The sequence below is a fragment of the Microbacterium sp. TW_SC_2 genome (assembly GCF_055361165.1).
In genome coordinates this window covers 975,695-987,077 of the sequence record NZ_CM143952.1, presented here as the reverse complement: position 1 = coordinate 987,077, position 11,383 = coordinate 975,695, and the positions used below count along the sequence as shown (strand labels likewise).

Annotated in this window: 12 protein-coding genes and 1 riboswitch; of the genes, 9 read left to right on the top strand and 3 right to left on the bottom strand. The window is 69.9% G+C overall.

The window, feature by feature from the left end; translation table 11 throughout:
• Positions 1-61: 61 nt before the first annotated feature.
• Positions 62-207: riboswitch (FMN riboswitch) on the top strand.
• Between the two features lie 73 nt (positions 208-280).
• Genes ribD through ACWA14_RS04585 form a run of 5 tightly spaced genes read left to right on the top strand, consistent with a single transcriptional unit; the run spans position 281 to position 4,118 of the window.
• A complete protein-coding gene (gene ribD, locus ACWA14_RS04605) occupies positions 281-1,324 on the top strand; it encodes a bifunctional diaminohydroxyphosphoribosylaminopyrimidine deaminase/5-amino-6-(5-phosphoribosylamino)uracil reductase RibD (RefSeq protein WP_463796309.1) in 1,044 nt (347 codons plus the stop codon).
• The gene (locus ACWA14_RS04600; RefSeq protein ID WP_463796308.1) at positions 1,324-1,977 is read left to right on the top strand and encodes a riboflavin synthase; all 654 of its coding nucleotides are present in this window, start codon (positions 1,324-1,326) and stop codon (positions 1,975-1,977) included. The genes ribD and ACWA14_RS04600 overlap by 1 nt, the downstream gene beginning before the upstream one ends.
• A complete protein-coding gene (gene ribA, locus ACWA14_RS04595) occupies positions 1,974-3,242 on the top strand; it encodes a GTP cyclohydrolase II (protein ID WP_463796307.1) in 1,269 nt (422 codons plus the stop codon). The genes ACWA14_RS04600 and ribA overlap by 4 nt, the downstream gene beginning before the upstream one ends.
• Positions 3,239-3,712 carry a 6,7-dimethyl-8-ribityllumazine synthase gene (gene ribH, locus ACWA14_RS04590; RefSeq protein WP_463796306.1) on the top strand — a complete coding sequence of 158 codons (474 nt, stop codon included), beginning with the start codon at positions 3,239-3,241 and terminating at the stop codon, positions 3,710-3,712. Before ribA ends, ribH begins: the two co-directional genes overlap by 4 nt.
• Positions 3,713-3,764: 52 nt before the next feature.
• Complete coding sequence (locus tag ACWA14_RS04585) at positions 3,765-4,118, top strand: Fe-S protein (RefSeq protein ID WP_463796305.1); 354 nt, start codon at positions 3,765-3,767, stop codon at positions 4,116-4,118.
• A gap of 4 nt (positions 4,119-4,122) precedes the next feature.
• Here the strand turns inward: ACWA14_RS04585 and ACWA14_RS04580 are convergent, their stop codons facing one another.
• Positions 4,123-5,109 carry a LacI family DNA-binding transcriptional regulator gene (locus tag ACWA14_RS04580; RefSeq protein ID WP_463797503.1) on the bottom strand — a complete coding sequence of 329 codons (987 nt, stop codon included), beginning with the start codon at positions 5,107-5,109 and terminating at the stop codon, positions 4,123-4,125.
• A 159-nt stretch (positions 5,110-5,268) separates the two neighbouring features.
• Between ACWA14_RS04580 and ACWA14_RS04575 the strand changes: the two genes are divergently transcribed.
• The 4 genes from ACWA14_RS04575 to ACWA14_RS04560 all read left to right on the top strand — a co-directional run bounded on the left by ACWA14_RS04575 (position 5,269) and on the right by ACWA14_RS04560 (position 10,330).
• On the top strand, positions 5,269-6,183 hold the full coding sequence (locus ACWA14_RS04575) for a carbohydrate ABC transporter permease (protein WP_463796304.1): 915 nt from the start codon (positions 5,269-5,271) through the stop codon (positions 6,181-6,183).
• Between the two features lies 1 nt (position 6,184).
• Positions 6,185-7,075 (top strand): carbohydrate ABC transporter permease, encoded by an 891-nt coding sequence (locus tag ACWA14_RS04570; RefSeq protein WP_463796303.1) that lies wholly within the window; start codon positions 6,185-6,187, stop codon positions 7,073-7,075.
• 68 nt (positions 7,076-7,143) lie between these two features.
• Positions 7,144-8,505, top strand: coding sequence for an ABC transporter substrate-binding protein (locus tag ACWA14_RS04565; protein ID WP_463796302.1), 1,362 nt, complete (start codon positions 7,144-7,146; stop codon positions 8,503-8,505).
• Positions 8,506-8,590: 85 nt separating this feature from the next.
• Positions 8,591-10,330: a glycoside hydrolase family 35 protein gene (locus ACWA14_RS04560; RefSeq protein WP_463796301.1), complete on the top strand. Its 1,740-nt coding sequence runs from the start codon at positions 8,591-8,593 to the stop codon at positions 10,328-10,330.
• A 21-nt stretch (positions 10,331-10,351) separates the two neighbouring features.
• Here the strand turns inward: ACWA14_RS04560 and ACWA14_RS04555 are convergent, their stop codons facing one another.
• Together ACWA14_RS04555 and ACWA14_RS04550 are read right to left on the bottom strand one after the other, a co-directional pair.
• Positions 10,352-10,816 carry a GAF domain-containing protein gene (locus ACWA14_RS04555; protein ID WP_463796300.1) on the bottom strand — a complete coding sequence of 155 codons (465 nt, stop codon included), beginning with the start codon at positions 10,814-10,816 and terminating at the stop codon, positions 10,352-10,354.
• A gap of 47 nt (positions 10,817-10,863) precedes the next feature.
• Positions 10,864-11,361, bottom strand: coding sequence for a metallophosphoesterase family protein (locus ACWA14_RS04550; protein ID WP_463796299.1), 498 nt, complete (start codon positions 11,359-11,361; stop codon positions 10,864-10,866).
• Positions 11,362-11,383 lie beyond the last annotated feature (22 nt).

The following is an 11,383-nucleotide window of genomic DNA, read 5'->3' as shown; positions in this document are numbered from 1 at the left end:
GACGCGCGGCCGGACGCGGAATGAAATGCGTCCGGTCGCGTTGAGTACACTCAGAGCATCGAACGTGCTCCGGGGTCGGTGGGAATCCGAACCGGCGGTGACAGTCCGCGAGCGTCACGGTTCATCCGCGATGCCGATCCGGTGGAATTCCGGGACCGACGGTGATGCGAGGGAGACCTCGCTAGTCCGGAAGGGAGGCAGCACGAGGCGCCGCTGTGCGCGCCTTCTGCCTTCCTCTCCGTTCAGGGAGAATCCCCGGAGCCTCACAGGAGGACGACGGATGGCAGTCAACGGGACGGAGCGCGAGGCCATGAGCCGCGCGCTCGCACTCGCCGCCCGCGGGCCGCGTGGCGTGAATCCCCAGGTCGGCGCCGTCATCCTCTCCCCCGACGGCGACGTTCTCGCCGAGGGGTGGCACCACGGCGCCGGAACCCCGCACGCGGAAGTCGACGCGCTGTCGAAGCTCGCCCCGGGCGAGGCGAAGGGCGCCACGGCGGTGGTCACCCTCGAACCCTGCAACCACACCGGACGCACCGGCCCCTGCTCCGTCGCGCTCCTCGACGCGGGTATCGCGCGTGTCGTCTACGCACTCGACGACCCCGGCGCCGCATCGGGCGGCGGAGCGGAGCGACTGCAGGGCGCGGGCGTGAGCGTCGAAGCCGGAGAGCAGGCGGATGCCGCGCACGCACTCATCGACGGGTGGCTCACGGCGCAGCGTCTCGGGCGCCCGCACATCACCGTCAAGTGGGCGCAGAGCCTCGACGGACGCGCAGCCGCCACCGACGGGTCCAGTCAGTGGATCACCGGACCTGCTGCTCGCGCCGACGTGCACCGCCGCCGCGCCGCCGCCGATGCGATCGCGGTCGGCACGGGCACGGTGCTCGTCGACGATCCCTCCCTCACCGCCCGAGACGGCGATGCCCTGCTGTCGCACCAGCCGATCCCCGTCGTCATTGGATCACGCCCGACGCCGGCGGACGCGGCCGTGCACCGCCACCCGCGCGCACCCCTTTTCTACGACACGCACGAGCTGCCCCAGGTCCTCGCCGATCTGCACGCCCGCGGCATCCAGCGCCTGTTCGTCGAGGGCGGCCCGACCCTGGCCAGCGCGTTCATCGCCGCCGGCCTCGTGGATCAGGTGCTCGCCTATGTCGCGCCGATGCTGCTCGGTGGCGGCCGTCTCGCCCTCACCGATATCGGCGTCGACTCCATCGACCACGCTCTGCTGCTCACCGTCGACGAGTGGGTTCCGCTCGGGGCGGACCTGCTCGCGATCGCGCACCCCACCCACGCATCCCGCACCCCGACGGAAGGAGCCGCCTGATGTTCACCGGAATCATCGAGGAGATCGGCGAGATCACCGCCATCGCTCCGGCCGGCGACGGCTGGCGCCTCACGGTACGGGCGCCCCGCGCCGCCATGGACGCCGTGCACGGCGAATCGATCGCGGTGTCGGGCGTCTGCCTGACGGTCGTCGCGTCGACTCCGGAGACCTTCGACGCGGACGTCATGAAGCAGACCCTCGACGTCGCGGCGCTGGGCGGCGCGACCGTGGGAACCCGCGTCAACATCGAGAAGGCCATGCCCGTGGGTGCGCGCCTGGGCGGACACATCGTGCAGGGCCACGTCGACGGCACCGGCGAGGTGCTCGAGGTGCGCCCCGGCGCACAGTGGAGTGTGCTGCGGATCAGCCTCCCCGACGATCTCGCACCGCTCGTCGTCGACAAGGGATCGATCTCGGTCGACGGCACCTCGCTCACGGTGAGCGCGGTGAGCCCGCCCCCGGGCGCGGGAGGCTCGGACGGCCACTGGTTCGAGATCTCGCTGATCCCCGAGACGCTCGCCGCGACCACGCTCGGGGCCCGCGCGATCGGCGATCGCGTGAACCTGGAGACCGACATCCTCGCCCGCCACGTCGAGCGCCTGCTCGCGTTCCGCACGTACGACGACGCCGCACCGGAAGGAGGCTCACGATGAGCCTTTCCACCATCCCTGAAGCGCTCGACGCTCTGCGCGCCGGGCGCCCCGTCCTGGTCGCCGACGACGAGAACCGCGAGAACGAGGGCGATGTCATCCTCTCCGCCGAGCTCGCCACACCCGAATGGGTCGCCTGGACCGTGCGCTGGTCGTCAGGATTCATCTGCGCTCCGATGCCGACCGACCTCGCCGACAACCTCAACCTGCAGCCCATGGTCGCCGCGAGCGAGGATGCCCGCTCCACCGCGTACACCGTGAGCGTCGATGCCGCCGAGGGCGTCACCACCGGCATCAGCGCACACGACCGCGCCCGCACGCTCAACGTGCTCGCGAACCCCGAGTCCACGGCATCCAGTCTGATCCGCCCCGGTCACGTGCTGCCGCTGCGCGCCGTCGACGGAGGCGTGCGCGAACGCAGCGGACACACCGAGGCCGCGGTCGAGCTGATGCAGCTGGCGGGACTCCGTCCGGTCGGCGCGATCGCCGAGGTCGTGGCGGAGGACGGCAGCATGATGCGCCTCCCCGGGCTGCTCGAGCTGGGTGCCCGCGACGGGGTGCCCGTCATCACGATCGAGCAGCTGATCGCGCACCTGGAGGAGACCGATCCGCAGAGCGGACCGGCCAGCGCGCACCGCGGTCGACGCGTGAGCCTGCGCGCGGATGCGACCGTGCCGACCACGCACGGCACCTTCCGCTTCCTCGCCTACAAGGACCGCGTGACCGGGACCGACCACATCGCGGTCGTATCGGGTGAGATCGGCGAGACCGCCCTGGTGCGCGTGCATTCGGAGTGCCTGACCGGCGAGGCGTTCGGCTCGCTCAAGTGCGAGTGCGGACCGCAGCTCGACGCCGCGCTCGACGCGATCGAGAAGGACGGCGGCGTCGTCATCTACATGCGCGGCCACGAGGGCCGCGGCATCGGTCTGATCAACAAGCTGCGCGCCTACAGCCTGCAGGAGGAGGGCCTCGACACGGTCGACGCCAACCTCGCGCTCGGCCTCCCCGCCGACGCCCGCGAGTACGCGGCCGCCGGCGGCATCCTGAACGATCTGGGTGTGTCGAAGGTGCGCCTGCTCACCAACAACACCGACAAGGTGAATCAGCTGCGCACCCTCGGCCTCGATGTCGTGGAGCAGGTGCCGCTGATCGTCGGCGTCGGGCCGAACAACCACCAGTACCTCGAGACCAAGCGTGACCGGATGGGTCACATCATCGGCGCCGCGGAGCTCGCAGAAGCTCTCGCGGACGGAAAGGACGACGCATGAGCGGCGCAGGAGCACCCCGGACCGAGAAGATCGACGCACGCGGACTGAAGGTCGTCGTCGTCGCCGGCACCTGGCACGATGTCATCACGAACGGCCTGATCGCCGGCGCGGAGCGCGTGCTCGACGCCGCGGATGCCGCCTACCGGATCGTGCGCGTTCCCGGCTCGTTCGAGCTGGCGCTCGCAGCCCAGGCCGCCTTCGCGGGCGGGGCAGACGCCGTGGTCGCGCTCGGCGTGATCGTCCGCGGGGGCACGCCGCACTTCGAGTACGTGTCGGCCGCGACCACCGACGGGCTCACGCGGGTGTCGCTGGACGCCGGCAAGCCGGTGGGCTTCGGCGTGCTCACGCTCGACGACGAGAAGCAGGGCCTGGATCGCGCCGGGCTCGAGGGCTCGCATGAGGACAAGGGGGCCGAAGCCGCGGATGCCGCGCTGCGCACCGCCCTCCTGGTGCGGGAGCTGCGCGGCTGAGGCGAGCCTGGCCTTGCTGGCGGAATGACGGGCGGAATCGTACGGTGAGGGCATGGAGACCCTGCGCCACATAGTGCTCTTCGTCCACCTGATCGGCTTCGCCGTGCTGTTCGGAGCCTGGGCCGTGCAGGCCTTCGGCGGCAAGCGGCAGTTCACGCGCCTGATGAGCATGGGATTGGCCATCGCCGCGGTCGCGGGCCTGGCCCTCGCGGCGCCGTGGGGCATCTCGTACGAGCTGAACTACGTCAAGATCGGCGTCAAGCTCGTCCTGCTGCTCGTGATCGGCGCCCTGCTGGGCATCGGTACCGCGCGGCAGAAGCGCGGGGCCGCCGTGCCGCCGGCGATGTTCTGGCTCGTCGGCATCCTCACGGCAGCCAACGCCGCGATCGCCACGATCTGGCGCTGAGCGTTCAGCGTCGAGGCGGCGGAGCGGTGCTGCCGCGCACCACGAGCTCGGTACCCACGAGAGGCGTCCGCTGCCTCTCACGGCCGTCGAGCTCGGCCAGGAGGGCGTCGACCGCGAAAGCACCGACACGTTCCGGGTGCTGCAGCACGGTCGTCAGCGGAGGCCAGAGCTGCGCGGCATCCGGGAGTCCGTCGAACCCGACGATGCTGACGTCCTCGGGCACCCCGCGTCCGGCCTCGCGGAACGCCCGCAGCACGCCGATGGCCATCTGGTCATTCGCCGCGAAGACCGCGGTCACTCCCTCGATCTCCCGCAGAGCCACACCCGCCTCGTAGCCTGAGGCCGCGCTCCAGTCTCCCGGCAGCGGCTCCGGCACCGGGCGTCCGCCGGCCTCGAGCGTCGACTGCCAGGCCTCACGGCGGCGCTCCGCCGAATAGGACTTCGCCGGACCCGCGACGTGCCACACGGTCTCGTGCCCGAGAGCGAGCAGGTGCTCGGTCGCGAGCCGTGCCCCCTGCGCCTGATCGGTGTCGACGAAGGGATGGTCGGCCGCGCGGTTGGAGTCGACGAACACGACCGGGAGACCGCCGGGGATCTCGATGTCGGCCTCATCCAGCTGATGCGCCTCGATCACGATGATGATGCCGTCGACCGCGTGCTCCTCCAGGCGGCGGAAGGCCCCGACCACGGTATCCCTGGCACTGGACTCCACGGGGATCAGGGTGAGGGCGTAGCCGAGTTGGGCGGCGCGCACGGCGATCGCGTCGAGCGTGCGCTGGTTGCCGTAGGAGCTGAACGAGAACATGACGACGCCGATGGTGCGGAATCGCCCGGATCGCAGCGCTCGGGCCGCGCTGTTCGGACGATAGCCGAGGCGCTGCATCGCATCCTCCACACGGACCCGAGTACCGGCGCCGACGTAGCCCCGCGCGTTCACGACGCGGGAGACCGTCTGTCCGGACACCCCGGCCTCGCGCGCGACGTCCTCCATCGAGGGCTCTCTGCGGCGGGGCGACTGCTCTGTCGAGGGTTCCAGGGTCACAGGGGATCATCCATTCATGTGTTGACGTTGACACACTAGCAACACATCGCATATGTTGACGTTGACACACAGCGCATCGCGCGCCACTACCCGGAGAAGGTCTCGTCGATGACGACTGAAATCATGGCAGCGCCCGTCGCGGCCGCCCCCCGCCGCGAGAAGCGGGACTGGAGAGGATGGGCCTTCGTCGGCCCGTTCATGATCGTGTTCGCACTGGTCTTCCTGACACCGCTCGCCTACGCGCTCTACCTCAGCTTCTTCCAGGAGAAGCTGGTCGGCGGCACCGCGTTCGTCGGCTTCGACAACTACGTCCGCGCCCTCGGCGACGCGCAGTTCTGGGAGGCCTTCGGCCGCGTGCTGCTGTTCCTGGTGGTGCAGGTGCCGATCATGCTGGCCCTCGCGCTGGCCGCCGCGCTCGCCCTCGACAGCGCGCGCCTGCGAGGCGCCTCCTTCTTCCGCATCCTGATCTTCCTGCCGTACGCGGTTCCCGCCGTCGTCGCCGTGCTGATGTGGGGCTACATCTACGGCGACCAGTTCGGTCTGGCCTCCAACGTCAACGACCTCCTCGGCAGCGACCTCATCACGCCGTTCGCCAAGGAATGGATCCTGGTGTCGATCGGCAACATCGTGACGTGGCAGTTCGTCGGCTACAACATGCTGATCTTCTACTCCTCGCTCAAGACGATCCCCACCGACATGTACGAGGCGGCGTCGCTCGACGGCGCGGGTGCCTGGCGCACGATCTTCTCGATCAAGATCCCCTCGGTCCGCGGCGCTCTCGTGATCGCGACGATCTTCTCGATCATCGGCAGCTTCCAGCTCTTCAACGAGCCCAACATCCTGCGCCCCCTGGCCCCGAACGTGATCACGACGTACTTCACCCCCAACATGTACGCGTACAACCTCTCGTTCGCGGGACAGCAGTTCAACTACGCCGCGACGATCGCCATCATCATGGGCATCATCACCGCCGTTATCGCCTACGTCGTGCAACTGCGCGGCTCGAAGTCGGAGGTGCGCTGAGATGGCACTCCCCCTCGCCCGTCCCGCCCGCCGGAGCACCGGCCACCTGACCCCGCGGTCATCGAAGGTGCTGCTGACCGTCATGGTCGTCTACGCGCTGTACACGCTGGTGCCGCTGGTCTGGCTCCTGTTCAGCTCGACCAAGACGCAGTCGGGGCTGTTCAGCTCCTTCGGACTCTGGTTCGCCGACGACTTCGCGTTCTTCGACAACCTGGTCGCGACCTTCGCGTACCGCGACGGCATCTTCCTCCGCTGGCTCGGCAACACGCTGCTGTACGTCGTGGTCGGCGCCGGCGGCGCGACGCTGCTGGCCACCATGGCCGGGTACGGGCTGGCGAAGTACCGCTTCCCCGGGCGTCCCGCCGTGTTCGCGATCGTGCTCGGCGCGGTCGCGGTGCCCGGCACCGCCCTCGCGGTCCCCACGTTCCTGCTGTTCAGCGAACTCGGCCTGACGAACACGCCCTGGGCCGTCATCATCCCGTCCCTGATCAGCCCGTTCGGCCTGTATCTGATCTGGGTGTTCGCGACCGAGTCCATCCCGACCGAGCTCCTGGAGGCCGCCCGCATCGACGGTGCCGGCGAGTTCCGCACCTTCTTCACGATCTCGATGCGGCTGCTCGCCCCGGGGATCGTCACGGTCGCGCTCTTCACGGTCGTCGCGACCTGGAACAACTACTTCCTGCCCCTGATCATGCTGTCCGACCCCGCGTGGTACCCCCTCACGGTCGGCCTCAACCAGTGGAGCTCGCAGGCGATCGGCGCCGGATCCCAGCCGATCTACAACCTCGTGATCATGGGCTCGCTGCTCACGATCATCCCGATCGTCATCGCCTTCCTGCTGCTGCAGCGGTTCTGGCAGTCAGGTCTCACCGCGGGAAGCGTCAAGCAGTAGCTCCTCGCCTCCTCGGCATCACCCCGTCGGTCCGACGCCGGATCGCCACCCCCCGAAAGGACACAGCAATGAAGCACCTTCCTCACCCCGCTGCGCGCCGCACCCTCTCGGTGCTCGCCGTCGGAACCGTGGCCGCCCTGGCCCTGGCCGGCTGCGGAGCCGGCGACTCCGGCGCCGGCAGCGGTGCCGCCGCCGGCGACGGCACGTTCGATCAGGTCGAGGCCGCGCTCGAGAAGGGCGGCGAGATCACGTACTGGTCCTGGACCCCCTCCGCCGAGGCGCAGGCCGAGGCGTTCATGAAGGAGTACCCGAACGTCACGGTCAACGTCGTCAACGCCGGCACGAACAACGACGAGTACACCAAGCTGCAGAACGCGATCAAGGCCGGCTCCGGCGCGCCCGACGTCGTGCAGATCGAGTACTACGCCTTCCCCCAGTTCTCCCTCACCGACGCCTTCACGGACCTCTCGCAGTACGGCTTCGCCGACTTCGAGGACGACTACACGGCCTCGACCTGGAACTCGGTCACAGAGGGCGATGCCATCTACGGCCTGCCGCAGGACTCCGGACCCATGGCGCTGTTCTACAACAAGGCCGTCTTCGACGCGGCCGGTCTCGCCGTGCCGACCACGTGGGACGAGTACTACGAGGCGGCGAAGGCCATCCACGCCGCGAACCCGAACGCCTACATCACGAACGACACCGGTGACGCCGGTTTCGCCACCTCGATGATCTGGCAGGCGGGCGGACAGCCCTTCTCCACCGACGGCACCGACGTGTCGATCGACCTGGAGGACGCAGGGTCGAAGAAGTGGACCGAGAACTGGAACCGTCTCGTCGAGGAAGACCTGATCGCGCCGACCAGCAGCTGGAGCGACGAGTGGTTCCGTGCGCTCGGCGACGGCAGCATCGCCACCCTGGTGATCGGCGCCTGGATGCCGGGCAACCTGATCTCGGGCGCTCCCGACGGTGCCGGTGACTGGCGTGTGGCCCCGATGCCGACCTACGACGGCACCCCCGCGAGCGCCGAGAACGGCGGCGGCGGCCAGGCCGTGACGAAGCAGAGCGAGAACCCCGCCCTCGCGGCCGGGTTCCTGTGGTGGCTGAACAACTCCGAGGACAGCATCTCGCTGTTCATGGAGAGCGGCGGATTCCCGTCGACCACGGCCGAGCTCGCGAGCCCGGAGTTCCTCGCCGACGCCCCCGAGTACTTCGGCGGTCAGAAGATCAACGAGGTCCTCGCGGCCGCCGCGGACGACGTCGTCGAGGGGTGGAACTACCTGCCCTACCAGGTCTACGGCAACAGCATCTTCGGTGACACCGTCGGGCAGTCGTACCAGAACAGCACCGACCTCAACGCGGGTCTGACCACGTGGCAGGACGCCCTGGCCGAGTACGGCAACGCACAGGGCTTCGCCGTCAACAAGTGACCGTGTCGGGGTCGGGCGGGGGCCATCCCCCGTCCGACCCCTGCGCGGTCCGGCCCGACACACTCTCACGGAAAGCACTTCGACTGTGACCTCCTTCTCCCTCGGCGAGACCGACTTCCTCCGCGACGGCCGACCGCACCGGGTGATCTCCGGTGCCCTGCACTACTTCCGCGTGCACCCGGATCAGTGGCAGGACCGCATCCGCAAGGCGCGGCTGATGGGCCTCAACACGATCGAGACGTACGTCGCCTGGAATGCGCATGAACCGCGGCGCGGCGAGTGGGATGCCACGGGATGGAACGATCTGGGCCGCTTCCTCGACCTGGTGCACGCCGAGGGGATGGACGCGATCGTGCGTCCGGGACCGTACATCTGCGCCGAGTGGCACAACGGCGGCCTGCCGACCTGGCTCACCGGCGGAGAGCGCGCGCTGCGCTCCTCCGACCCGGCGTTCCTCGCCGAGGTCAGCACCTACCTGCGCCGCGTCTACGAGATCGTGGCCCCTCGGCAGATCGACCGCGGCGGCCCCGTGGTCCTCGTGCAGATCGAGAACGAGTACGGCGCCTACGGCTCCGACAAGGCATACCTCGAGGCACTGGTCGCGCTCACGAAGGACGCCGGGATCACCGTGCCGCTCACGACCGTCGACCAGCCGCAGGACCGGATGCTCGCCGACGGCAGCCTGCCCGGACTGCACAAGACGGGCTCCTTCGGCTCGCGCAGCGCCGAGCGTCTGGCCACGCTGCGCGCGCACCAGCCGACAGGACCGCTGATGTGCTCGGAGTTCTGGGACGGCTGGTTCGACTGGTGGGGCGGAGTGCACCACACGACCGACGTCGCCGCGGCCGCATCCGACCTCGACGCCCTGCTCGCCGCCGGCGCCTCGGTCAACATCTACATGTTCCACGGCGGTACCAACTTCGGTCTGACGAACGGCGCGAACCACAAGGGACGCTACCTGCCGATCGTGACCTCCTACGACTACGACGCCCCGCTCGACGAGGCCGGGAATCCCACCGAGAAGTTCTTCGCCTTCCGCGACGTCATCGCGAAGTACGCCCCGGTGCCCGCCGAGGTGCCGTCGCACGCCGCCGAGGCTCCGGTGACGACCGTGCCGCTGACGCCGGTCGGCGCGTGGACGGATGCCATGGCATCCACTGCGACCACCGACGCCCCGCTGACCTTCGATGCTCTCGGACACCTGAGCGCGCTGGTGCGCTACGACGTCGCGCTGCCCGAGATGTCCGGCCCCGGTCTGCTGACCATCGACGCCGTGCGCGATCTCGCCTGGGTGCGCGTCGACGGCCAGCCCGTCGGCACCCTCTCCCGCACGCGCCACGACCGGACGCTGCGCATCCCCGCGGGGCGGACGCTGAGCATCCTCGTCGAGGACCAGGGGCGGGTGAACTACGACCAGCGGCTCGGCGAGGAGAAGGGAATCCTCGGCTCCCCCGCGCTCGACGGCGCACCGTTGACGGGGTGGACCTCGACTCCGCTCGACGTCGTCGAGATCGCCCGTGGCGTCGCCACCCGCGCGGATGCCGCACGGCCCTCCTCCGCGCCCACCGCGTGGATCGCGGACGTCAACCTCGACTCCCCCACCGACCTGTATCTCGACACCGCGGCGTGGAGCAAGGGATACGCCTTCGTGAACGGCTTCTTCCTGGGCCGCTACTGGCGCAACGGCCCCCAGCGCACGCTCTTCGTTCCGGCCCCCGCGACGCGCGCGGGCGGGAACAGACTGGTGGTGCTGGAGCTCGAGGACCTGCGGGCGCCGGAGGCGTCCTTCGTCGACGGTCTGCGCCTCGGCGACACCGAGGAGTGAGGCGCCGCGCCGGGTGACCTCTCAGTCCGCGGTGCTCTGCTGCCGGTACAGCAGACCCGAGAGCCGGGAGACGTCGTCGTCCCTGATGCGCTGCCAGTTGCGGCCGCCACGAGCGAACGTGGCACGGACGGCCGCCGGCACGCGGCTCTCCGGCACCGGGGCGGGCAACCAGGCGCAGGGGCGGACATGCACGAGATCGACGGCGGACGCCTCCGCGGCGGCGTCGTAGTGCCAGGAACCGGTCAACCGGCCGAGCCAGGCGAGACCGTCGACGTCGCGCGTCCACACGAACGCGCCGTCCGGAGCATCCGCGAACCGCTCGAGGCGTCGCGCCGTGCGCTCGTCGAATCGCGCGTCGACCGCGGCGAGCGCCTCGGTGAGCGCGGGCGGAGGGGCGTCCAGTCGGCCGCCGATCCCGCAGAGGCCGAGCGCGAGCGCCCGCTCCACCGCGCCGCCCGGCGGCACGCGGTCGTCACGGGAGCGCATCGGGGCGCGGTACACGGGTGGTCCGTGTCGGGGATCGCCGTTCGGCGTCACGAGAGCGGCACCAGGGTGGCGTCGATGCCACGGCCGTCGATCTCGACCGTCATCATCGTGTGCACCGGCTGACGCCGGCGGTCCGTGGGAGAGCCGGGGTTCAACAGGCGCATCCCCGCGGTCGACACCGAATCCCAGGGGATGTGGGAGTGCCCGAAGACGAGGAGGTCGGTCTCGGGGAACTGCGCGTCCATGCGGTGCTCGCGCCGCGCCGCCTGTCCGGTCTCGTGGATCACCGCGACGCGCACGTCCTCCACGGTGAACCGGGCGATCTCCGGGAGCCGGGCGCGCAGCTCCGCACCGTCGTTGTTGCCGTACACGCCCTGGAGGACCCGCGCCCGCGAGGCGAGCAGTTCGAGCGTCGGGAGGTCGACCCAGTCGCCCGCGTGCACCACGACATCGGCCTCGTCGATCGCGCTCAGCACCGCGTCCGGCAACGTCCGCGCGCGTTTCGGCACGTGCGTGTCGGCGAGCAGCAGCAGCCTCGTCGTCATGTGTCTCCCTCTCGCCTGCCCG